This window comes from Acidaminococcus sp. BV3L6 (genome assembly GCF_000468835.1).
Lineage (GTDB): Bacteria > Bacillota > Negativicutes > Acidaminococcales > Acidaminococcaceae > Acidaminococcus > Acidaminococcus intestini.
The window spans coordinates 43,451-66,913 of sequence record NZ_AWUR01000019.1; the positions used below are offsets into that span (position 1 = coordinate 43,451).

At 48.9% G+C, this 23,463-nt stretch carries 25 protein-coding genes and 2 pseudogenes; 3 read left to right on the forward strand and 24 right to left on the reverse strand.

The features are described from left to right. Position 1: 1 nt before the first annotated feature. The 24 genes and pseudogenes from xseA to trpS form a co-directional block, all read right to left on the reverse strand. Positions 2 to 1,345, reverse strand: a complete 1,344-nt coding sequence (gene xseA / locus HMPREF1246_RS04220) for an exodeoxyribonuclease VII large subunit (protein WP_009015278.1) — start codon at positions 1,343 to 1,345, stop codon at positions 2 to 4. Continuing rightward, the gene (locus tag HMPREF1246_RS04225) at positions 1,332 to 2,300 is read right to left on the reverse strand and encodes an O-sialoglycoprotein endopeptidase (protein WP_009015279.1); all 969 of its coding nucleotides are present in this window, start codon (positions 2,298 to 2,300) and stop codon (positions 1,332 to 1,334) included. Before HMPREF1246_RS04225 ends, xseA begins: the two co-directional genes overlap by 14 nt. Continuing rightward, positions 2,287 to 2,709: a transcription antitermination factor NusB gene (nusB, locus tag HMPREF1246_RS04230; protein ID WP_009015280.1), complete on the reverse strand. Its 423-nt coding sequence runs from the start codon at positions 2,707 to 2,709 to the stop codon at positions 2,287 to 2,289. Before nusB ends, HMPREF1246_RS04225 begins: the two co-directional genes overlap by 14 nt. Positions 2,710 to 2,766: 57 nt before the next feature. Continuing rightward, a complete protein-coding gene (locus tag HMPREF1246_RS04235; RefSeq protein ID WP_014128445.1) occupies positions 2,767 to 2,991 on the reverse strand; it encodes a DUF2273 domain-containing protein in 225 nt (74 codons plus the stop codon). A 12-nt stretch (positions 2,992 to 3,003) separates the two neighbouring features. Continuing rightward, positions 3,004 to 3,522, reverse strand: coding sequence for an alkaline shock response membrane anchor protein AmaP (amaP, locus tag HMPREF1246_RS04240; protein WP_009015282.1), 519 nt, complete (start codon positions 3,520 to 3,522; stop codon positions 3,004 to 3,006). Further along, positions 3,519 to 4,094, reverse strand: a complete 576-nt coding sequence (locus HMPREF1246_RS04245) for an Asp23/Gls24 family envelope stress response protein (RefSeq protein WP_014128444.1) — start codon at positions 4,092 to 4,094, stop codon at positions 3,519 to 3,521. The genes amaP and HMPREF1246_RS04245 overlap by 4 nt, the downstream gene beginning before the upstream one ends. Before the next feature lie 211 nt (positions 4,095 to 4,305). Then, positions 4,306 to 5,526, reverse strand: a complete 1,221-nt coding sequence (locus HMPREF1246_RS04250) for a sodium/glutamate symporter (protein WP_009015284.1) — start codon at positions 5,524 to 5,526, stop codon at positions 4,306 to 4,308. A gap of 342 nt (positions 5,527 to 5,868) precedes the next feature. After that, a pseudogene (locus tag HMPREF1246_RS11065) lies at positions 5,869 to 6,195 on the reverse strand (cupin domain-containing protein); the annotation flags it as partial. 126 nt (positions 6,196 to 6,321) lie between these two features. Further along, a pseudogene (locus HMPREF1246_RS11070) lies at positions 6,322 to 6,516 on the reverse strand (cupin domain-containing protein); the annotation flags it as partial. Beyond that, the gene (locus tag HMPREF1246_RS10790; RefSeq protein WP_021736791.1) at positions 6,517 to 6,756 is read right to left on the reverse strand and encodes a hypothetical protein; all 240 of its coding nucleotides are present in this window, start codon (positions 6,754 to 6,756) and stop codon (positions 6,517 to 6,519) included. A 689-nt stretch (positions 6,757 to 7,445) separates the two neighbouring features. Then, on the reverse strand, positions 7,446 to 8,708 hold the full coding sequence (locus HMPREF1246_RS04260) for a cell wall metabolism sensor histidine kinase WalK (RefSeq protein WP_021736779.1): 1,263 nt from the start codon (positions 8,706 to 8,708) through the stop codon (positions 7,446 to 7,448). After that, entirely contained in the window at positions 8,701 to 9,381 is a 681-nt protein-coding gene (locus HMPREF1246_RS04265; protein WP_009016086.1) for a response regulator transcription factor, read from the reverse strand. The genes HMPREF1246_RS04260 and HMPREF1246_RS04265 overlap by 8 nt, the downstream gene beginning before the upstream one ends. Positions 9,382 to 9,384: 3 nt before the next feature. After that, entirely contained in the window at positions 9,385 to 10,020 is a 636-nt protein-coding gene (locus HMPREF1246_RS04270) for a GTP pyrophosphokinase family protein (protein ID WP_009016087.1), read from the reverse strand. A 151-nt stretch (positions 10,021 to 10,171) separates the two neighbouring features. Continuing rightward, positions 10,172 to 10,372: a DUF2905 domain-containing protein gene (locus tag HMPREF1246_RS04275; protein WP_016459533.1), complete on the reverse strand. Its 201-nt coding sequence runs from the start codon at positions 10,370 to 10,372 to the stop codon at positions 10,172 to 10,174. Between the two features lie 19 nt (positions 10,373 to 10,391). Then, positions 10,392 to 10,721: a hypothetical protein gene (locus HMPREF1246_RS04280; RefSeq protein WP_009016088.1), complete on the reverse strand. Its 330-nt coding sequence runs from the start codon at positions 10,719 to 10,721 to the stop codon at positions 10,392 to 10,394. A gap of 128 nt (positions 10,722 to 10,849) precedes the next feature. After that, a complete protein-coding gene (locus HMPREF1246_RS04285; protein WP_009016089.1) occupies positions 10,850 to 12,361 on the reverse strand; it encodes an IMP dehydrogenase in 1,512 nt (503 codons plus the stop codon). Positions 12,362 to 12,502: 141 nt separating this feature from the next. Further along, positions 12,503 to 13,777, reverse strand: a complete 1,275-nt coding sequence (gene purD / locus HMPREF1246_RS04290) for a phosphoribosylamine--glycine ligase (RefSeq protein ID WP_021736792.1) — start codon at positions 13,775 to 13,777, stop codon at positions 12,503 to 12,505. 15 nt (positions 13,778 to 13,792) lie between these two features. Continuing rightward, positions 13,793 to 14,383, reverse strand: a complete 591-nt coding sequence (locus HMPREF1246_RS04295) for an IMP cyclohydrolase (RefSeq protein WP_014128428.1) — start codon at positions 14,381 to 14,383, stop codon at positions 13,793 to 13,795. Between the two features lie 10 nt (positions 14,384 to 14,393). Further along, positions 14,394 to 15,008 (reverse strand): phosphoribosylglycinamide formyltransferase, encoded by a 615-nt coding sequence (purN, locus tag HMPREF1246_RS04300; RefSeq protein WP_009016092.1) that lies wholly within the window; start codon positions 15,006 to 15,008, stop codon positions 14,394 to 14,396. Then, entirely contained in the window at positions 15,001 to 16,056 is a 1,056-nt protein-coding gene (purM, locus tag HMPREF1246_RS04305) for a phosphoribosylformylglycinamidine cyclo-ligase (protein WP_021736789.1), read from the reverse strand. Before purM ends, purN begins: the two co-directional genes overlap by 8 nt. Before the next feature lie 13 nt (positions 16,057 to 16,069). Continuing rightward, positions 16,070 to 17,512, reverse strand: coding sequence for an amidophosphoribosyltransferase (gene purF / locus HMPREF1246_RS04310; RefSeq protein ID WP_009016094.1), 1,443 nt, complete (start codon positions 17,510 to 17,512; stop codon positions 16,070 to 16,072). Positions 17,513 to 17,536: 24 nt separating this feature from the next. Continuing rightward, entirely contained in the window at positions 17,537 to 18,031 is a 495-nt protein-coding gene (gene purE / locus HMPREF1246_RS04315; protein ID WP_021736782.1) for a 5-(carboxyamino)imidazole ribonucleotide mutase, read from the reverse strand. Between the two features lie 279 nt (positions 18,032 to 18,310). Continuing rightward, complete coding sequence (locus tag HMPREF1246_RS04320) at positions 18,311 to 19,657, reverse strand: MATE family efflux transporter (protein WP_009016096.1); 1,347 nt, start codon at positions 19,655 to 19,657, stop codon at positions 18,311 to 18,313. Between the two features lie 99 nt (positions 19,658 to 19,756). Beyond that, complete coding sequence (gene trpS / locus HMPREF1246_RS04325; protein ID WP_009016097.1) at positions 19,757 to 20,818, reverse strand: tryptophan--tRNA ligase; 1,062 nt, start codon at positions 20,816 to 20,818, stop codon at positions 19,757 to 19,759. 293 nt (positions 20,819 to 21,111) lie between these two features. On the opposite strand from trpS, the gene HMPREF1246_RS04330 reads away from it, so the two are divergent. The 3 genes from HMPREF1246_RS04330 to HMPREF1246_RS04340 form a co-directional block, all read left to right on the forward strand. Continuing rightward, entirely contained in the window at positions 21,112 to 21,489 is a 378-nt protein-coding gene (locus HMPREF1246_RS04330; RefSeq protein WP_009016098.1) for an endonuclease domain-containing protein, read from the forward strand. 328 nt (positions 21,490 to 21,817) lie between these two features. Next, positions 21,818 to 23,068 (forward strand): serine/threonine transporter SstT, encoded by a 1,251-nt coding sequence (gene sstT / locus HMPREF1246_RS04335; protein WP_021736781.1) that lies wholly within the window; start codon positions 21,818 to 21,820, stop codon positions 23,066 to 23,068. A 66-nt stretch (positions 23,069 to 23,134) separates the two neighbouring features. Further along, positions 23,135 to 23,463, forward strand: a 329-nt coding sequence (locus HMPREF1246_RS04340) for an AzlC family ABC transporter permease (protein ID WP_021736780.1), incomplete at its 3' end; no start/stop codon positions are given.

Consider the following 23,463-nt stretch of genomic DNA (forward strand, 5'->3'; position numbering starts at 1 on the left):
ATCAGGATTCCTCCTTTTTACTCACAATACTCCTCAGGACCCCATCCTTGAAATAGGTCTTAATGGTGTCCCCTTCCTTAAGGGTTCCCATAGAGGACAGGATCTTGCCCCCTGGCCCTTCCGTCATAGTATAGCCTCGTTCTAAAACTTTTTGTGGATCAAGGAGCTGGAACTTAACGCTCACTTCCTTGAGGCGCTGCTGCGTTTCAGACAGGGTATAACGGAAGTGAAGGTCAAGATCCTTCGTAAGACGGGTCAAATGGTCTTGATGCCTTGCAACAAAAACCTCGGGATGGCGGAAGAACCAGTGGTCCCGCAGTTTCATAAGGCGCATGGTCTCCCGTTCCAAGCGGCGGCTGAAACTTGTGGAAAGGGACTGCCCCAACTGATCAAGCCGCTGGGACTGTCCTTCTGTAAGCCGCTCGGGATAGCGAAAGACTGGTCGCTGCAAAACGCCGTCAAGGCACTGGCGTTCCATCGCCAAGCGGTCCGCAACTGCCTTTTTGAGACGCAGGTTCAATTTTTCGTAGGACGCAATGTCCTTACTGCGGTCAGGCACGGCAAATTCAGCCGCCTGGGACGGCGTTGCAGCCCTTTTATCGGCCGCAAAATCAGAGAGAGTAAAATCGATTTCATGACCAACGGCAGAAATGATGGGAATCCTTGAAGCCGCAATGGCCCGGACCACCTTTTCATCATTAAAGGCCCAGAGGTCTTCCATGGACCCACCGCCACGGCCGACAATCAGGACGTCACAAAGATTGTGCCGATTCATGAAATGGATGCCTGCTGCAATTTCGGGCGGTGCTTCCTTGCCCTGGACCTTGACAGGATAGAGTCGGATCTTAACCGAAGAATCACGCCGACCGGCAACTTTGATGATATCGCGGATGGCCGCACCATCGGCACTTGTCACAACGCCGACGATGCGTGGTGAAACCGGGATGGGTTGCTTCCTGGTTTCGTCGAAAAGGCCTTCTGCAGACAGCTTCTGCTTCAGGGCTTCATAAGCCGCCATAAGGTCTCCTGTCCCTACAGGCATAAGCATATCAACATAAAATTGATAGACCCCATCCCGCTCATAGACATCAATACGGCCGATACCCACAACCTGGTCCCCATCGCGGGGAAGCTTCTTAAGGCGTTGAGCGGCCCCTTTGAACATAACGCACTTGATGAGCCCTTTACTATCCTTGAGATTAAAATAGCAGTGACCCGACGCATACCGCCTGAAATTGGAAACTTCGCCTTGGATCTGGAGATTGGCGAAGGTAGGATCCTTATGTATCAGTTCCTTTAAGGAGAGATTAACTTCAGAAACAGTAAACACCTTACCGAAGATCATGGGCGTTCCCTCTTTCCTTGAGGACTCCAAGCCATGCATTGCCGATTGCACCATCAGTGCTGCAGATAGGGTCAGCCGTAAGAAGAGCAATGCCCTTTCCCGACAGATGAGTCCTCAGTTCTTTTCGAATATAGAGATTGGCGCTGACGCCGCCAACAAAAAGCACTTCCGTAAGTTTGTGCACTGCACAAAGATGACTGATTGTATGATAAAGACCTTTGGCAATGGCATGAAGCGTACCCAAGGCAATTTCGCTGCCCTTTTCCCCTTTTTCAATCGCTCGCAGGGCAGCTGTGGCAGGACCCGAAAGGCTCATGCATCCTTCTTCGAACCAGACTTTGAGAGGATAAGGACGGACTGCTTCCTGTGCCAATTTTTCCAGTTGGGGACCACATGGGAAAGGAAGGCCCAAAGCGACTCCCACGCGATCAATCATTTGTCCGGCATGAAGATCGATGCTGGTCCCGCAAGGCGTAAGGATGATCTCACCGTTTGCGCTCCTTTCAGCAAGGAGAAGGTCCGTCGTTCCTCCGGAAACATGAACCAAAAGACAGCGCGCCGGCGGCCGGCGGCGAAGTCCCCAGAGACCAGCAAACATATGGTTATGTTGATGAGTAGCCGCAATAAGAGGCACGTCCATGAAGTGACTTAAACTGCGTGCCATGCCCCAGCCCACCAAAAAGGCAGGCATATAGGATTCCTTGAGTGGTCTTGGCCGCTCGGAAGCGACAATGGCAGAAAGCCGTCCCTGTGTGAGATCGATGCGTTCCAAAAGATCTGGCAGGGCCCGCATATGCTGAAAAACCATTTCTGATTGGGACAGCCCACGGCGGCCCTCTTTTACACGAAGAAGGCGCCGCTCATCAAAAAGCAGCGCACCCGTTCCATCCATAAGGGCTGCACTTGTCGTATAGCAGCTCGTATCAATGCCAAGGACAAGGTCAGTCTTTTCCATGATTTCTCACTAGTGTCCCCAAGAGGCCATTGATGAAATGGGGAGAGTCATCTCCGCCATAGATTTTGGCAATCTCCACCGCCTCACTGATGGCAATGGCAGGAGCAATCTTTTGAGGACTGAAATACATTTCAAAAGCAGCCATGCGGAGCAAATTTCGGTCAACTCCGGCCATGCGCTTGACTTTCCATTCATCTGAAAGGGTATCAAGGACACTGTCAATGGCCTCAAGATGCTCGCGAGTCCCCGTAACCAAGGCTGCCGCATAGTTTTCATCATCTTTGGGAAGTGCTGGCGTATCCTCATCTTCAAGCAGGGCTTTCACGGTATCAAGGGGAGATACATCCGTCGTGAAATCAAGGGAAAACAAGCTCTTCATTGCAAGTGTACGTGCTTCTCTTCTACTCATAATATCCTCATTTCCATCTAGTTAGATTTCCGCGTCAAAGGGCGCGGTACCATTCAATCATCTACGGTAAGGCGGCAGCAAATTATCAAGAAGATCGACAAAGTCCTCTCCTTCGTCCATCCGGTTGCCGATATAAAAGCCAAGACCTATGCAGATCAACAGGAATACGGCCCTAAAGAACCCTAGCAAAATGAAGAGGATTCCCACAAATAGACCTACCCCAGCACCAATGACACGCCACCGGCTGGTTTCCATGATATTTCTAAAGATTTCTTGCCACATGGTTCAGGCCCCCTACTCTTTTGCCTTGATGTGTTTGAAATAAAGTTCCACATCGCTGACTTCCACACCGATGACGGTCAAGATATTTTTCTTCACCGTGCGGCGAACTTCTTCCGTCGTATCCGGAATATTGATGCCCGGTTCAATGGAAGCGTTGATGCGGACTTCAATCTGCTGGCCATTCATCTTGACCTTGGCCTTGGCACCATGGACACCATAAACGTCATTTGTGAAACTGGCAATATAATCTTCCATGGCGCGCTGACTCACGTGGATCTGGCCTTCGTGCTCCGTATCAATAGTCAAACTGCTGCTGGATCCACGACTCCAGCCCGCAACAAGAAGACGGAGGCTCATCATAAAGAGGACAGCCCCGCCCACCGTGTATTCCCAACGGCCTGGAATCCGGCTGGCAAAGGCAACAAACTCATCAAGCGGCACCAGATTCAAACTGACAATCATAATGAGGACAGCGGCTACGCCTAAGCTGCAGGTATAAAGCGTCAAAATGATGCGGTCAATGATACTCATGCGTTTACTCCCGAAGCCTCTTGGCTTACTGTTTCTTCATTTTGTTCCTTGGCAGAGGAATCCGCACCCTTACCCTCAGGGTCCTTCATTTCCTGCTTCAAGGAGGCTTCTTCCCTTGCTGCTTCCTTATAGCGTTCTTCCAGGGTATCTATATCACCTTTTCCTGAGAGGCCTTCCATTTTGTCCTTTCTGACGCCTTCCACATGGATATCCACGGCCGTCACTTCATAGCCTGCCATATTTTCCACTGCGTCCTTGACTTTTTCCTGAAGTTTGATGGCCACATCGGGAATATTATAACCATAAGTGATGATGACATGGACCTCAACACGGACCGTTCGGCCTTCTGTAAACACCTTGATGCCTTTGGAAAAGTTCTGTTTTCCCAGCATTTCATTGATTCCGCCGCGGATCCCGCCACTCATGCCGTACACACCGGGTACTTCGGAAGCCGCAAGTCCTGCGACAATGGACAGGACCTCATCATCGACATGGATGGAACCCATGTCATCCGTCTCAGGGGAAACTTTTGTTCCATCCTGCAGCATTTCAAGTTCCTTGTTATCGCTCATCAATTTCACCTCAGATGAAAGAATATACGTGAAACCATGTTGGTATCAAATAATTATAACACAGGCGGCTTATCTTTCCAATGACCTAGAGGGGGATTTTACGCCATGAAAAAGTGTTCGTTGCTTTCTCCTTTCAAGCTGAAATCAGCCCTTTTGCCCATAAAAAAAAGCACGGACCACCTGGAGCTGATCCGTACTTTTTATGTTAAATTTAGCGAATCCCGGCACAGAAGTTGATGAACCAGGTAATGATGATGGCATTCGTAATGTTGCTAAGGAACCCACCAATAACTGGTACAACAAAGAAGGCCAGTTTGGAATATCTGTACTTGTCGCAGACAGTCTTCATGGTCGTCATGGATACAGGCACAGCCCCTGTACCAAATCCCGTATGGCCAACAGCGATGATAGCGGCATCGTAGTTCTTACCGCAAGCATAGAAGTCGACAACATAGCAGTAGATAAGGATCATGACCACCTGGGCAAGGAGCATGACAACCATCGGGCCAGCAAGACCAGCAAGCTGCCACAGCTTCATGGAGATGATGGACAAGGAAACGAATAGTCCCAGGGAGAATTCACCGACCGTATCGATGCCTTCATACAAAGATTCCGGTGTATCTTTCTTGCTGTCCAGATACAGACGAACAAGGATACCAGCCAGCATGGTGCAGACATGGATTGGGAAGCTGATCTTCAGGGATTTCAAGATTGCCATGAAGACAGCGCCTAAGCCCAAGCAGAAACACATCAGGAACATGGCTTTTACGATATCACCCTTGAACATCGGGGTCCCAACTTCTTTCCCCGTTTCCTGTGCTTTTTCAGCCTGTCCGTCAAGAGCAGGATCTTCCAGATGATGACGTCTAATGATCCAACGGCCAAAAGGACCGCCAATCATGCAGCCTGCAATCAAACCGAAAGTTGCGGAAGCAATTGCAACTTCCATTGCAGCAGAAGCACCTTGAGCAACGGCCAGAGGGGCAAATGCGGCTGCGTTGCCATGACCGCCCGTCATCGGCGTGGAACCCGTCATCAGGGCAATCAAGGGATCAACACCCATGGCGACACCAATCCCCACGGAAAGGACATTCTGCAAAATGGCAAGGACGGCAGCAGAAATCGTAAAGATGATGACAAGTTTCCCACCCTTTTTCAAAAGGGAAAGACTGGCTGCGGCGCCGCTTGCAGCAAAGAAAATACAGTAAAAGAGGCTGTTTGCGACTTTGTAGTCGAAACTCAGCTCTGCCACCCCGGTTTCATAAAGCACCAGGGAAATCAGGGAAATAATTGTGCCGCCGACGACAGCACCCGGCAGGCAGTACTTTCTTAAGAATGGAAATTTTTGACGGCACCAGTTACCGAGCCAAATGGCAATGACGGCAAGGGCCAACGATTGGAACATGTCAAGCTTAATTGCTAGACCACCCATGAATAAAACCCCCTCAAATTATTGTGGAAACGGATTCCAGCATTCCATCTCCTTTCCTACAGAACCTATTATAACAATTAGACTTTTTGAGCACAAGCAAAATTCAGAGTATTTTATATATAATCAGATAATCATACATATATTAAATTCATCATTGAGAAAATAATTTACACTGTATAGGCAACTAGGAATTTTTGAAAAAGGGGTATATTGTCACAACGAATGATTGAAGGCCGGTAAATACCTTTGAACCAGCAAACTGTCTTTTTCCCCCCCCCAAAAAAAATCAGAAAAACGCCCATGGCTGCCATGGGCGTTTCCTCACACGTAATCTGAGCTTTCTTATTTCGTCTGTCCCTTAACGGGCGTATTCTTAGCAATGAGATCAATAAAAATGAGGTCTTCATCTTTATCGTTTCTGAGGGCGTGGCTTTCACCGGGACCAGCAATTGTGACGGAACGAGGACCGACAACCGTTTCCTTTCCCGCTCCATCCGTGAATACGCCTTCACCAGATAGGATAATGTAGGTATCATCATTATCCACATGTTTGTGCATGCCAATGGAAGCGCCCTTTTTCAGCGTCATCCGGCCAATCTCCTTGATGGCCTGATCCTGTGTCGCAGCTTCCCGACGGAAAGCAAAACGACCAAACAAAATGCCCGTTCCTTTACCCGCGCCCGCTTTTTCTACATTCTTCTCAAACTGTGCGGAAACAGGGAAGTATTGGGTGGTTCCCTCTTTAGCCATCTTAGAAAGATCGGCACTGTCATTTTTAGCAATGATATCAAGGAAAACCAAATCCTCCTTGCCAAGGTTGGCTAGCCCATGAGTCTGACCAGGACGGGCAATGGTCATATCGCCGGCACCGACCACCCAGGCATGGCCATTGCCATCCGTAAAAATGCCTTTGCCTGAAATGATGAGATATGCGTCTTCATTATCCTTGTGCGTGTGACTGCCAATATAGGATCCAGGTTTCAGCGTCATCTAGCCGATTTCCTTGATGGCGTCCGTTTTCAGGGCCTGTTCCCTGCGGAAAGCAAAATCACCATGGAGCACGCCTTGTCCGCCGCCAGCTCCATTGACGTCCTTCACAAAAAGGTTGTCTTCCACATAGCACTGGCCATGTTTTTCCGGTACCAGCTGGGACGGTGCTGGTTTTGCATAAACCGTACCAGCCGTCATGAGCGCTGCAGCGAGACAAAAAGCCATCCAGTTTCGTTTCATAGTCACTCCTCCTATCTTCTAGAAACGCTTTACTAAAACCATTGTAGTCCTCTATTTTTCAGAATTCAAGAAACTTTCTCATTTTATGACAAGAAGTAGGAAAAATTGAAGAAGGGTGCCGCTTTTTTACTGAAGCCCTTGTTCTTTTAGGATAGTTGGGAATAAAATGCAGGCAATACCCCGATCTACTGGCAGCACCAATGTAATAGAGGTGCCCTCGATGCAGCACGAATGCTGAATGATCGTCCTTGAGGCGAATGTTTTTCTCGAAATCAAAACGATGTGACGGAACCGCTTCTAACCCGTGCCCCTCTAAAAAAAAGATGATCCATATCTCCAGAAATGGGCCCTCAGGCAGGATGACTTCTCTCACCTCTTGAATGGTCAGTTTTGCCGTGAAACCTGGGACGTCAACAGCCGTTATATTTGCATGGCCTTTAGGGCGGTTCCATCACTGCATGGCTGGACGAAGGAGGCACATATGAGGATTGCCTACTCCCAATGATGGGATAAAACCCGAGATCCTCAAGGATCGTAGGCATCGATATTCCCGAAACGGATAAGAAGCAGGCATGGCGTTATCAAGAGGACTTCACGAACCGAAAAGATGATGCCTATACTTAGTTGACGTCCTGCAAAAAAGGCCCAATGAAACCGTTTGACACGGCCGCATCGGGTCTTTCGTTACTTTATCGATCAAAGGTCAGCGCATAGGTAATGATATGATCCTTATAGGATACAGAAATCTGTCCATCCAGGAGGGCGACCATCTCCTTTGCCATGGATAAGCCAATCCCGTAGCCAGGAATGGTGCTGTCATGGGAACTGTCACCGCGATAAAACCGCTCAAAATAATGAGAATAGTCCTCTCCTTCCCCTTTGGCATAAGCATTGGAAATAGCAATGACAAAACCTTGTTTGCCCCTTCGGGTCAGCGACGCTGCAATGGTTCCTTTGGCGTCACAGTATTTGACCGCATTATCCATGAGGATATTGATCAGCTCCACAAGGGAACGCTGGTCCGTCATAACAGGAAGGGTATCCGGTGCGGTTAGGGATAGGGTCTTATCATCCGCTTTGACAAGAGGCCTGAACTGCTCCACCGTATCCTTGAAAAGAGGCGTCAAATCCAGCTCCTCTTTCTGCAGGTCTTCCTTACGTTTTTCGCCCATCTTCGAAAGGGTGATGAGGCTCGAGATGAGGCGGGAAAGGCGCTTGACCTGCGTCAGGATATTGGCCGTCCACTCACTCTTTCCCTGAATGAGTTCCAAGGCTTCCGTATTGGCAGAAATGATGGCAATCGGGGTCTTGAGTTCATGGCCAGCATTGGTAATGAAACGCTTCTGGTTTTCCATATTATCGACGAAGGGCCGGATGATAAGGTTGCAAAGCCCGGTCAGGACAAGGACATAAACCAGAATGCAGCCAATACCAAAGCGCAGGGAATACCGGACAAAGCTTTCCACAGCTGCCACGTCCTTTGTAGAATCCATAATGACAATACGGTATTGATGATTGTCAAGGGGCGTCACCATATAGCTGTAACTTGCCCGGTTCTTGCGAAAGATTCCCCGATCCCTCTGTGATTCGATGACGCTCCGGACAACTTGGACCGCCTCACTTTCACTAAAGGAAGCAATGCGGGAAAGGTTGACATCTTCTACATTGCCGAGGCGGTCGAGAACAATACTAAAATAACGGATCTGATAGATCGATTCCGGGGAATCATTGTACCAGTCCGGATCCTCAATCCAGGAAGAGGGCCGTTCTCCTTCCCGCCGCGGCAGCTGCCCTCCATTTTCGGAGATACTTGTGAGGAGCGAAAAAACGGAGTGCTGCATACGCATATAGGAAATGGTATTGATGAGCCCCAACGCGCCAACCACAATGATGATAACGGCAAGAGTGCCTACGAGAATGAATTTGCGCCGCAGACGCTGGATTTCAGCCATTTGCGGCCTCCTGGGAAACAAGGCGGAAACTGCCATTTTCCTCACCTTCTATGGTGCAATGGCTGCCGATGGCCCGAAGTTTCTCCCGTAGATAAGAAATATATATCCAGACCACGCCAGGACCTTTTTCTTCCTCATCCTGCCAGACATGGGAAAGGAGCAGCTCCGTTGAAAGAGTTTTTCCTTCATTGAGCATGAGTAGTTTCATCAGGGCCGTTTCCTTAGCCGATAAGCGAACACTGCTGGTACATGAAAGTTCCCCTTCACCGACCTTAAGGGTAAGCGTACCCGTTGTGAGATCTTCCCTGTCCTTCTGACGGCGCCGCGTCATGGAACGGATGCGGGCAAGCAGTTCCCCCATGGCAAAGGGTTTCGTCAAGTAATCATCAGCGCCAGCATCTAGTCCCATGATACGGTCATCGACTTCTGATTTTGCCGTAAGAAAGATTGCCGGCGTTTCATTGCCGCTTTGCCGGATTTCGGAAAGAGCCGTTACGCCATCTTTAATGGGCATCATAATATCAAAGATGAGACAGTCATAGGGCTTTTGCGCAGCCGCTTCGACAGCTTCCGCCCCATTTTGCACAGTATCCACCGTATAGCCTGAATGGGTAAGGACAGCAGAAATGGCCATGCTCATGGCTTTTTCATCTTCAGCAAGCAAGATATTCATCCCTTAAGACTCCTTTTTATGATTTTTGCGGATGAGGTGGGAAATGGTCTGCATGGAAAGATCACAGGCCGCAAGCTCATCAGCACAGCGTTTCAATTCTTCGATGATAAGGGCAGGATCTTCAATATCCTGTTTGTATTTCACTTCATGTTCCAAACTTGCCCAGGAATCCATGGCAATGGTCCGCAGCTGCAGCTCCGCAAAAAAACGGCCTGGATTCTTTCCATCGATGTCTTCAAAAGGGGCCGTCACTTCAATAATGATGTGGTAACTGCGGTATCCATTCGGTTTTACGTGACTGATATAGTCTTTTTCCTTGATGATCCGGCAGAAAGGAAAGCTGCGGATGGCCTCAAGGTTGGTATAGATATCATCGATAAAACGACAGACAATCCGAATACCAATGGCATCATTTAGTTCCCGCAGAGCGGAGCGAGCCGATACGGGAAGCCCCTTTCTCACACACTTTTCGTTCATGCTGTCAATGCTTTTGACACGGTAAATCAAATGCTCATAGGCTGGCTCCCCTGTTCTTTCCTTGCAGACACGGCTATAGTCTTCAATTTTTCCAACAAGATAGGTCATGACGCGCTGCAGGGTCGGCTGCCAATCGGCATAGGATGGATTTTGTTGTGTCATAGTGGCATGGACCTCCTTTTACGGTTCTTTCTTTATTGTATCATAGCAGGTAGTCCCAAAAAGGAAATAATCTGAAACAAAATGAGCACAGTGAAGAAAAGGGATAAGGGAAACCTGTTCCCTTACCCCCTTTCCCCCGATTGATCCCCTATCAATGAAAAAGACACAGGATCACGTTGAGCACAATACTAACAACAATACAGCTGACAACAGGAAAATAGAAACTGCCATGCTTTCCCGTAATCGAAATGTCCCCCGGCAAATGCCCCAATGGGAGGAAATGGGGGCCAAACTCCACAAAAAGACCTATCACGACAAATAGGATGCCAATGGTAATCAGCAATCGACCCATGGATGCGCCCTCCCCCTTTTTAATTTACGCCCGGAAAGGCAGATACATACTGAATAGTAATATCAGGGAAACTATTGACGAATTGGACCGTAAAGTCCTCACCATATTCAACAAACTGCCACTCTCCAATTTCATCCGGGAAATAGTCAACCACTTTCACTTTAAGGTCAGGGAAAGCATTGACGACCTTGACCTTGATATCGGCATTATATTCAACAATGCGTACCTTCCCACTGAGACGAATCTTTCCAAAATACCCATCCCTGGATACACCAGAAGTCCATCCGGTAAGCGGCAGGGCAAAGACGAACAGTAACAGGCAAAAAGCAGACAGTATGCGTTTTTTCATCGGCCTTCCCTCCTTTCTCTTATTATAACAGAAATATGCCCTAAAAAAAGAGGATAAGGGAGAGTTATTCTACCCATAAAAAAACTGTGAAGAAAGACGACACGCATTCTTCACAGCCAGTTGTACACTTATTTAGGATAATTATTGGACGTACTGTCCTTAAGAACGACGTCATGGGCTCCACCTTCGACAAGGCTGGTTGCAGAAACAAGGGTCAATTTTGCTTTTTTCTGCAGCTCAGGAATCGTAAGCGCCCCACAGTTGCACATGGTAGAGGAAATCTTGGCAAGAGTGACACCGACGTTTTCTTTTAGCGGCCCTGCATAAGGAACATAAGAGTCTACGCCTTCAACAAAGGAGAGTTTCTTATCTCCGCCCAGGTCATACCGCTGCCAATTGCGGGCACGGGCAGAACCCTCACCCCAATATTCCTTCATATACGTGCCGTTGATATTGACACGCTTGGTAGGGGATTCATCAAAGCGGGCAAAATAGCGTCCCAGCATAATGAAATCAGCCCCCATGGCAAGGGCGAGGGTCATGTGATAGTCATAGACAATCCCGCCGTCCGAGCAGATTGGCACATAGATTCCTGTTTCTTCAAAGTATTCATCACGGGCTTTGGCTACTTCGATGACAGCCGTTGCCTGACCGCGGCCAATCCCCTTTTGTTCACGGGTAATGCAGATGGAGCCGCCGCCAATACCAATCTTGATGAAATCGGCACCCGCTTCAGCCAGGAAGCGGAACCCTTCCTTATCAACAACGTTGCCGGCACCAACCTTCACCTTGTCGCCATACTTGTCACGAATCCACTTGAGGGTCCGTGCCTGCCATTCACTGAATCCTTCGGAAGAATCGATGCAAAGGACATCAGCACCAGCTTCGACAAGGGCTGGAACACGCTGTTCATAATCCCGGGTGTTGATCCCGGCACCAACCATATGGCGCTTCTGACCATCAAGAAGCTCCAACGGATACTGTTTGTGAGTCTGGTAATCTTTCCGGAAGACCATATAAAGCAGATTTCCGTCTTTATCAATAATGGGAAGGGTGTTGAGTTTGTTATCCCAAATGACATCATTGGCTTCTTTAAGCGTTATGTCCGCATCGCCAACCACCATTTCAGAAACTGGCGTCATAAAGTCCTTGACAAGATCCGTCATATGCATGCGGCTGACACGATAGTCACGACTTGTTACGATACCTTCGAGGTGACCATGGCCGGAACCATCGCTTGTAACTGCGACGGTAGAGTGTCCCGTTTTTTCCTTTAAGGCAAGAACATCGGCCAGGGTGCTGTCTGGGCGAAGATTGGAATCACTTACGACAAATCCCGCTTTATAGCTTTTTACGCGAGCAACCATCGCGGCTTCGCTTTCCACAGATTGAGATCCATAGATGAAGGACAGGCCCCCTTCACGGGAAAGGGCCACCGCCATCCCATCATCGGATACGGACTGCATAATAGCAGAAACAAGGGGAATGTTCAGGCTAAGGGCCGGCTTTTCACCCTTTTTAAACTTTACCAGAGGGGTCTTGAGACTTACGTTCGCAGGAATACATTCGCTGGAAGAGTACCCAGGGACCAACAGATATTCACTAAAAGTATGCGCAGGTTCATCATAAATGAATGCCATTCTCATTCCTCCTTGAAGATATTTTCCCTATTTTATCACTACACTGTCACAAATGCAACAGTTATTTTACAAATTCCCCGTTTCCCGTCTTAAAAGGCGAGATATGGGAAGGAACGGCCCGAAGGCCGTTCCTATGATCAATCAGCGGTTCAGCGCTCTCCAGGCAATATCTTTACGATATTGGGCCCCTTCGAAATGAATGCGTTCTACAGCACCGTAAGCGCGTTCCTTTGCTTTTGCGATTGTTTCATCGACAGCCGTCACTCCGAGAACCCGGCCGCCATTTGTGACAATCTGCCCGTCCACTTCCTTGGTTCCTGCATGGAAGACCACGACATCTTCGAGCTTGGACGCTTCCTCAAGACCCGTAATGGCGATGCCCTTGGGATAGGAACCAGGATAACCGCCGCTTGCCTTGACAACACAGACAGCAGCACCAGATTTCCATTTCACCATATCAGGACGAAGGGCTCCTGTTGCGCAGGCATACATCACTTCTGCGAGGTCCCCGTCGAATAAAGGCAGGACGGCCTGGGTTTCCGGATCGCCAAAGCGGCAGTTGAATTCAACGACCTTGATGGAATCCCCACTGATCATGAGACCTGCATACAGACAGCCAGAATAAGGCCGTCCTTCCTTTTCCAAAGCATCAATGACAGGACGAATAATCGTATCCAGAGTCTTTTGCTTAAGGGCCTCTGTCATCACGGGTGCTGGGGCATAAGCGCCCATGCCACCCGTATTGGGCCCCTTATCCCCATCAAAGACCCTCTTATGGTCTTGGGCTGGAATCATAGGAACAATGGTCTTGCCATCGGTAAAGCACAAAAGGGAACATTCCTCCCCTTCCATAAATTCCTCGATGACAACGCGGCTCCCGGCACTTCCAAAACGATGCTCTTGCCCCATCATTTCTTCCAGCGCTTCCAGCGCTTCTTTTTCCGTCATCGCGACAACGACACCTTTACCGGCAGCAAGTCCATCGGCCTTGATGACGATCGGGGCCCCTTTTTCGCGAACGTAAGCCTTCGCTTCATCCAAGGAATCGCATACCTTGAAAAATGCCGTAGGCACGTGGTACTTTTCCATCAGTTCCTTGGAAAAGATCTTGGATCCTTCAATCTCTGCCGCCTTGGCCTTAGGCCCAAAGGCCTTGAGCCCATGAGCTTCAAAGACATCGACGAGACCCGCTACAAGGGGTGCTTCAGGCCCCACTACGGTCAGGTCGATGGCATGCGTTTCGGCCCACTGGGCCAGACCTTCAAGATTGGTCACATCCATGGGAACGCATTCTGCCAATCCCATCATCCCCGGGCCGCCAGGAATCGCATAGAGCTTCTTCACCTTAGGACTTTGGGCGAGTTTCCAAACAATTGTATGTTCGCGGCCGCCACCGCCGATGACGAGTACATTCATACCAATAGGCCTCCTTTATGACAGCAGTTTCTCGAAATAGGCGCTGATGGCCGTATCATAATGCGCCGTATGGGCAAAAGCCTCATGGGCCAGCATCCGGCGCGTCTTAAGGTCCACGTCACCTTTTTCGTCAAGCATCTTCATGAGACTGGCATAGCGATCCGGATTCGTGATGACCACCACATCGTGGAAATTCTTTGCCGAAGCCCGAACCATGCAGGGACCGCCAATGTCGATATTTTCGATGGCTTCCGCTTCTGTCACGTTCGGTTTAGCAATCGTCGCTTCAAAAGGATACAGGTTGCAGACCACCAAATCAATCGGTTTAATGCCGTTCTTTTTCATATCTTCCATGTGTTTGGGATTGCTGCGCACCGCAAGGATTCCGCCATGAATCTTTGGATTCAGCGTCTTGACGCGGCCGTCCATCATCTCCGGCGTGCCCGTCACATCACTGACATAGGTCACAGGAATACCGGCATCCTCGATGGCTTTCATGGTTCCGCCCGTAGAAATGATTTCGATGCCTTTATCATGAAGGAAGCGGGCTAATTCTACAATGCCACGCTTATCAGACACACTGAGGAGGGCTCTTTTGATTGCCATAGCGATCACCTTATTCCTTTCTGATCTTGACTCTCCGCCCTTTAACGCTCAGGCGGTCTTCACACCATAGTTTCACAGCTTCCGGAAGGATTGTATGTTCTTCTACTAGGATCCTCGCGGCAAGGGTATCGTGTGTATCCTCATCGTAGACGGGAACCGCCCTCTGGAGAATAATTGGACCGGAATCCATGCCGGCATCGACAAAATGAACGGTACAGCCAGCAATCTTGACTCCATACTGGAGGGCCTGCCCCTGTGCGTCAAGACCTTTGAAACTCGGCAGGAGGGCCGGATGGATATTGATGATGGCGTGGGGCCACTTGGTTACAAATTCACCGCTTAAGATGCGCATAAACCCAGCAAGGACAACAAGCTCGACCCCCGCATTCCGCAAGGCGGCATCAAGGGCCGCTTCATAGGAAGCCTTATCCTTAAACTCCTGACGGAGAATGGTCTTTCCCGTGATTCCCGCTTTGGCCGCCCGTTCAAGGGCAAAGGCTTCCGGACTGTCGCTGATAACAAGGCAAATCTCAATGGGAAGGGATTCTGCCGCAATCTTATCAATGATGGCCTGCAAGTTGCTTCCTCGACCGCTAACAAGGACACCGATCTTTCTTTTATTCACCAAAAACGCCGCCTTTCATGACCGTCTTCTTTGTTCCAGGTACAACATGACCAAGTTCATAGAAGGTTTCCCCATTTTCCTTCAAATGGGCACGGACGGCATCTGCTTCATCGGCCCCGACAACAAGGACCATGCCGACACCCATATTAAAGGTGCGGTACATTTCCTTCCAAGGCACGTTGCCCCATTCCTGGAGTTTCTTGAAGACCGCCGGCATTTCCCACGCATCGGCATGGACTTCGGCATCACAGTCAGCCGGAAGAATACGAGGAATGTTTTCATAGAATCCGCCGCCCGTGATATGCACCATGCCGTGGAGATCGAACTTCTTGATGAGCGGCAGGCACGTACGGGGATACAGACGGGTCGGTGTAAGAAGTTCTTCACCGAGAGTCTTGCCAAATTCAGGGATATACGTATCAACCTTCATGCCCATCACGTCAAAGCAAAGCTTACGAACAAGGGAATAACCATTTGAATGGATGCCCGTGGAAGGAAGGCCCAAGAGCACATCACCGGCCTTTACCTTATCACCAGTAATCATCTTGTCCCGTTCGACCACACCGACGGAAAAACCGGCAATGTCATATTCATCTTTGGCATAAAAGCCGGCCATTTCAGCGGTTTCACCGCCAATAAGGGCACAGCCCGATTCTTTGCAGGCGCCGGCCACACCGCGAACGATGTCAGCAATCTTTTGGGAATCCACCTTAGCCGTTGCAATGTAATCGAGAAAAAAGAGCGGTTCCGCTCCCTGGACAAGGATATCATTGACACACATGGCGACTGCATCCTGGCCGATGGTGTCATGACGGTCCATGAGGAAGGCAATCTTGAGCTTGGTACCCACGCCATCAGTGCCGGATACAAGAACAGGATCCTTGTAGGAACCCAGGGCAAAAAGACCTCCAAAACCACCTAGGTCACCAATGACCTCCGGACGATAGGTCGCGCGGACACTATCTTTCATCAGTTCAACGGCTTTGTTGCCGGCATCAATGTTTACTCCGGCATCAGCATAGGTAATGCTCTTTTTCTCATCACTCACGATTGGTACCTCCTTAGCAGCCCATTTCAAATTGATACTTGGAACCTTGTTTCATCTCTTCATCTGCCCCATCAGGATACTTGGCATTGAAGCAGGCATAGCACATATCATCCGGATCAAGGACGGACAGGGATGACCGTAAGCCTTCCATGGAAATATAATGCAGGCTATCAGCTTTAATGTATTCACAGATCTCTTTTTCCGTCTTGGTCGCAGCAATCAGTTCCTTGCGTTCTGACGTATCAATGCCATAATAGCAGGAATTCATGACCGGTGGAGAACTGATACAGACATGGACCTGCTTAGCCCCAGCATCACGCAGGAGCTGGACAATTTTGCCGCTTGTCGTCCCGCGGACAATCGAATCATCAACCATGACGACAGACTTGCCCGCCACCAAACTGCGGTTGGCATTGAGCTTCAGCCGAACTGCGTTGAGGCGCTGTTTCTGCGTCGGCTGGATAAAAGTCCTTCCAATATATTTATTCTTTGTCAATCCTTCGAGGAAAGGTATTCCCTTTTCAAGGCCATAGCCAATGGCGGCCGGCGTCCCTGAATCAGGAACGGAAATAACGATATCCGCCTTGATATCCTTAGTTTCACGGGCAAGGATACGTCCCATATTGACACGGGCCAAATAAATGCTTTCCCCATCCATGATGGAATCAGGACGGGCAAAATAGACAAACTCAAAGATGCAATGGGCGCGGTGTTCTGGTTGATGCTGGGCATACATGAGGCTTGTCGGCTCTTTATCAGCATCATCGATAACAATCATCTCGCCTGGTTTGATGTCACGGACATAATGAGCACCCACCAAATCAAGGGCACAGGTTTCACTGGCAACAACCCAGCCATGATCAAGACGTCCCAAACAAAGAGGCCGAAAACCATAAGGATCACGGAACGCAATCAGTTTATCATTACTCATGATGAGGATGGCAAAAGCACCCTTGATTGCATTGGCAGCCTCCGCTACGCGCTCTTCCAAGGTCTTTTTGCGGGAACGGGCAATCAGGGACAGAACGACCTCGCTATCAACCGTAGTCTGGAATACGTGTCCTTCCTTGGCAAGCTCCTGCCGCAGGCTAGCTGCATTTGTCAAGTTACCATTATGGGACAGGCAGAGATTTCCCCCATCATAGAACACTTTCAAAGGCTGGACATTGTAAGTCATACTGCTGCCCGTCGTGGAATAACGGACATGACCAATGCCAATATATCCGTCAAGACCCTCGAGTCCTGATTTGAACACATCGGAAACAAGGCCCATATTCTTTTTCACATGGACGTTCTGTCCGTCGCTGACAATAATTCCCGCACTTTCCTGACCGCGGTGCTGCAGTGCAAAAAGCCCCCAGTACGTATTAAGTGCTACATCGTCTTTGTGGGAATAGATACCGAATACACCGCATTCTTCATGCAGCTTATCCGCTTCGTAGAAAAGGTCCCGCATAGTTCCTCCTTAAATGACAATCAATTAGTTAGAAGCACGGGCAGCTGCCAGCTTCTCCCCTTTGGCTCTGACTTCTTCTTTCATCTTGGCACGATAAGTGGCAAGCTTCTGAACCAGTTCCGGATACTTAAGGGAAAGGATTTCTACAGCAAAAATAGCCGCGTTCTTGGCCCCGTCGATAGCCATGGCTGCCACAGGAATTCCGCTTGGCATCTGGACCGTACTCAAAAGGGCATCCATTCCATTAAGAGCCGTTGCATTAATTGGCACCCCAATGACCGGAAGCGTAGTATACGCAGCTACGACACCACCCAAGTGAGCCGCCGCTCCTGCAGCGGAGATAATGACATCAACACCGCGGTCCCGAGCCCCTTCGGCAAAGGCCTTGACGAGTTCCGGCGTACGATGGGCGCTAGCAACCGTGACCTCAAGGTCAATGCCAAATTCCTGAAAGACTTTTTCAGCGCTCTCCAGTTTAGGCCAATCAGAATTGCTTCCCATGATCATTGCAACTTTCATCTTAAGCACCTCCGAATAAAAAAGACCCAGAGCCTACCATGAATCGATTACCATGAAACTTCTCTAGGGTCAGTTGAACAAATGCATAAATGCTGATTACATTCTATCAATCTGCAGCCTTGCTGTCAATTCTAATTCGAACTTTTATTTCATATGTTACAAAATTGTTCATGCATAAGTGAGGCTTTCCTCGTCCCTAACAAGGGTGCTTCCTGCTCTGCCATAAGGCCACAAGAGATAGAAAAAGAGCTGCCCGCAGGCAGCTCATACATACACGAGTCAAGCAAAGCGTTTTTCCCATCCTGATTTTTGGTAATAGAGATAAAGCAGGAAACTGCACATCATCCACCCCAAGGGGTAGCCAAAGGCCATGAGATGCGGCTCGTTTTGGATATGGGAGACAATGAAAAGATAGATTTGTCTAAAAAAGACAAAGGAAAAGAGCATGATGACCATTGGCGCCCGGGCATCGCCAATGCCCCGCAGAACGCCAGCGTAGACCTGGTTCAGGCAGGCAAAGAGAGCGAACCAACAGTTCGTTCGGATGAAAAGGGTGCCATAATAAACAACGTCTGGATCTGTATTGAAAATCCGAACGATCTCCGGGGCAAAGCAGAGTGCCGGCAGAGCCAGGATCAGCGTCCCGATTTCCGCCATTTTCAAGGCGACCTTATGACCCTCCTTGATGCGGGAAAGATTCCGGGCCCCGGCGTTTTGACCAGTAAAGGTCGTAACAGCTAAGGCAATGGTCATCATAGGCATAAGGATAAAAGCATCAATTCGGAAATAGACACCCCACCCCGTGGTGCTCGCCGCCCCAAAAAAATTGATATAGGCCTGGACAAAAACATTGGAAAAACTGGTGAGAGCCTGTTGAAATCCTGCCGGCATACCGACATCGATGATCTGCTTAAAAACAAAGGCGTGGATCTTCATGTTCCTGAAACGGATCTGATAAACATCATGGGAGCGATAGAGAACAAATAGGATAAGGAATGCCGAAACATATTGGCTCATGACGGTTGCAAGCGCTGCGCCGGCCACACTCATCTTGAGGGAAACCACAAAATAAAGATCCAGTACGACATTAAGTAGACTCGTAAAGATAAGGAAATAGAGCGGCCTTTTAGAATCCCCGACGGCCCGTAAGACGGCAGAGCCCATGTTATAAAGCATGGTACTTGTGGATCCCGTCAAAAGGATCCGGAGATACACCGTCGCAAGAGGCGTAATGGAGGGTGCCGTCCGCATGAATCGAACCATATAGGGAGCTCCCACATAACCAATTGCATCAAAAATAAGGGAAAGGATAAAGGTCCCCAGCAAGGATGTATGGATGGCTTTTTTTAGCATGTCCGGGTCATGGGCGCCAAAGTATTGGGAAATGATGACACTGGCCCCCGTACTGATTCCCATAAAAAGGCCAATCAGCGTATTGACGGCAGGCATCATGCTGGTAACCGCGCCCAAGGCGTCGGCTCCCACAAAATTTCCCACAACAAGACTATCAACGGTGCTGTACAGCTGCTGAAAAAGATTACCCAGCAAAAGCGGCAGTGAAAAAAGGAAAAGGCTTTTCCAGATACTCCCCTTCGTCATATCCATAGTGGTTGAGGAATGGGCCATAGCTTCAGCTCCTTTGCATGAAGAAAAGGAAGCGCCGCCACGGGCCCTTCCCTTTCCAGATGATTCAGTTCAATGACAAGAAAAAATGTCTTCGCTTCCTTATTTCAGGAGACTGCGGTCCTCAAAATAATTGATCCGCATAGACCGGCGAACCTCAGCGAGGGTCTCTCCAGCCTTTTGGGAAGCTTGTTTGCTTCCTGCTTCAAGGATGTCATACACGTCGTCCGGGTGTTCTTCCCACGATCTGCGGCGGGTACGGATCGGTTCAAGGAAGGTCTCCATGACCTTATTGAGGAACTTCTTGATTTTCACATCCCCTAAGCCGCCTTGGCGGTAGTGATCCTTCAGTTCATCAAGGTTATTATATTCCGGCAGGAACTGCGCAAAATGTTCTGGTTTCGAAAACGCGTCAAGATAAGTAAAGACCGTATTGCCTTCCACGTGCCCCGGATCGGAAACCTGGAGGTGAGTGGGATCCGTGTACATGGACATGATTTTCTTTTTCACGGTTTCAGCATCGTCGGAAAGATAGATACAGTTGCCCAAGGATTTGCTCATCTTGGCTTTGCCATCAATCCCTGGCAGCCGATAACAAGCTTTATTAGGCGGCAGATAAATATCCGGTTCCGTCAAGGTTTCCCCGTAAACGGAATTGAACTTGCGGACAATTTCCCGACATTGTTCGAGCATAGGTTCCTGATCTTCCCCAACGGGAACATGGGTGGCATGGAAAGCCGTAATATCAGCAGCTTGGCTTACAGGGTAGCAGAAAAAGCCAAGGGGCACGCTGTTTTCAAAGTTCTTCTGCTGAATTTCCGCTTTAACGGTCGGGTTGCGCTGTACTCGTGAAACAGTAACAAGATCCATATAATAAGCAGTCAATTCATAAAGGGCCGGGACCATGGACTGGATAAAAATGGTGGCCTTTTCAGGGTCAATCCCTACAGCCAGATAATCGAGGGCAACTTGCAGTACATTTTGACGAACTTTTTCGGGATTTTCTGCATTATCCGTGAGTGCCTGGGAATCGGCAATCATAAAATAGATTTCATCGAAATCACCGGAATTCTGCAGTCTTACGCGATTTTGCAAGGACCCAACATAATGACCGACATGAAGATGACCCGTAGGACGATCCCCTGTTAAAATAATTTTTTTCATAAACCGATGCTCCTTCTTAGGATATTCCTTCGTTTTGACCGGTCATTCCCTAAAAAAGGAGACCGGAACGGTTCTTTCTTTGTATAACTATACTATGATTCTGTTTATTTTTCAAATAGCTGGCAAATCTTTTGAGATAATGACCAAAAGGATCATTTTGTCCCCGAAATCATCCCTTTTAACGTCAAAAACTTCCCTTTTATCCAATCCCCCTTTTATATCCGTTCTATTTAGGGCATAATAAAGGACATGAACCCATTACACGCCAATCCATAACGAAGGAGACACGACACATGATCTATTACCAACAACACGAAGATTGGGAAAACAGAGGCCTTGCTGCCACCATGAGACGGTCCATGAATGAAGCCGAATGTCATCTTTGGTTTGACTTCATGCGACCCTACCCTCTCCGGTTCGGCCGCAAGAAATGTATCTTTGGCTTCATTGCCGACTTTTACTGCGCCAAGGCAAAGCTGCTCATTGTCATAGACGGCAATCCCAACAATCCGACAACCCCCATAGATGATACAGCCGAAGGCAAGAAAAAGCTTTGGCGATATGGCTATGAGATCCTTCATCTGACCAGAGACGATATTATGCATCATTTTGAGGATGTTTGCCTAGAAATTGAAGAACGGATTGAAGAGGCAACGGGCGTTCTCTCCTAACAGCCCTCCTGATTTCAAATAAAGGCCTGCCCGAACTCCAACGCTTGTGGCAGGCCTTTTCAAATAGAAGATTCATTCAGGCGCTACTCATCAACGGCCAGTTGATCAACTCTCCCTTTTCAGCACGGGGGATAGAAAACTCACTATGTTAGAATTAGCGAATTAAAGATTACAATGTTTGTTTTAATTATCTTGTTTAGATAGCATTTGTAATGTGCACCCTTTTTTATGATTTTGTTGAAAACTATTGTACTTGCAACATGAAACGAGTATACTAGAAGAATCTTATTTTCATTTGTTTCAGTCATGAAAGAAAGGGAGTTTGCACATGAATCCACTTGTTACCTTTGTAAAGAAAGTGCCCCTCATTGAACAGATTGCCATTGGACTCGTCATTGGCATCATGCTCGCCGTCTTTGTACCCTCTGCGGTCCCCTTCGTCAGTATCTTCGGCGATTTATTTGTCAGTGCCCTTAAAGGCGTGGCTCCAGTCCTTGTCTTTATTCTCGTTATGAACGCCATGACGCAGCGCAAGAGTGATGGCGATACCAACATGAAACCCATCGTCACACTTTATGTCCTAGGCACTTTCGCTGCCTCTCTTGTTGGCGTAACGCTGTCCTTTCTCTTTCCTGTCACTCTACAGCTATCGATTGAAAACAGTGAAATCAATCCGCCCAGCGGGATTGCCCAAGTCCTTCATACGCTGATCATGAACGTCGTGGATAACCCTGTTAACGCCCTCCTGCGGGCCAACTACATTGGGATCCTCGCCTGGGCCGTCATCATTGGCCTTGCCATGCATAGCGTCGCTAAAGAAGAAACGAAAAAAGTCTTTGATGACCTCTCGAAGGGCATCACCATTGTCGTCAGCTGGGTCATCCGTTTTGCCCCGCTCGGCATCATGGGTCTTGTGACGCAGTCCATTTCTGCAAGCGGACTTTCCGCCCTTCTTTCTTATTTAAAGCTGCTCGGGGTCCTCATTGCCTCGTATGCCTTGGTAGCCCTTGTCATGAACCCAATCATCGTCTTTGCCAAAATCCACCGCAATCCCTATCCCCTTGTCTTTGCCACGATTCGTGAATCAGGCATCTATGCCTTCTTTACCAGAAGTTCAGCTGCGAATATCCCCGTCAATCTGTCCCTTTGCAAACGCTTGGGACTTAATCCGGATACCTATACCATTTCCATTCCGCTTGGCGCTACAATCAATATGGCAGGTGCTTCGATTACAATTTCTGTCCTTGCCTTGGCAGCGGCCAACACCTTAGGAATCCAAGTCGATCTTTTGACAGCCCTCCTCTTATGCCTCATTTCCACCGTCGGTGCCTGTGGGGCTTCCGGTGTAGCTGGCGGTTCTCTGCTTCTGATTCCTGTCGCCTGTGCTTCCTTTGGCATCTCCAACGACCTTGCCATGCAGGTTGTTGGCGTTGGATTCATCATCTCCGTTTTGGAAGATGCTTGTGAAACAGCCCTTAACAGCAGCAGTGATGTCCTATTTACGGCAACGGCTGAGTTTGCGGAACGGGCCAAGCGCGGTGAATTAAAGGCCGGGGACCTTGTTCCCAGCAAAGATTGATTGTACAGCACATGAATGGGACTGCGCCAAAACGGCGGCAGTCCCTTTTAATAAGGAGTGATTACATTGGTTCTGCCCAAGTCCCCTGCCCGTCCACCCATCTTAAATGCTTTCAGGGAGGCCTTGACAGCTACACTTCCCATTGCGGCCGGATTTCTTTTTATCGGAGCAGCCTATGGATTTTATATGCAGCGTATGGGGTTTTCCTTTTGGTATCCCATGCTGATGGCCATGATCATCTTTGGCGGCTCCTTGGAGTTTGTTACAGTGACCATGCTCCTTTCTCCCTTTGCCCCGCTCCAAGCTTTTCTCATGGCTCTCATGATCCAGGCGCGGCACCTCTTTTATGGCATTGCCATGCTGGACCGCTATAAAGGAATGGGTTGGAAAAAACC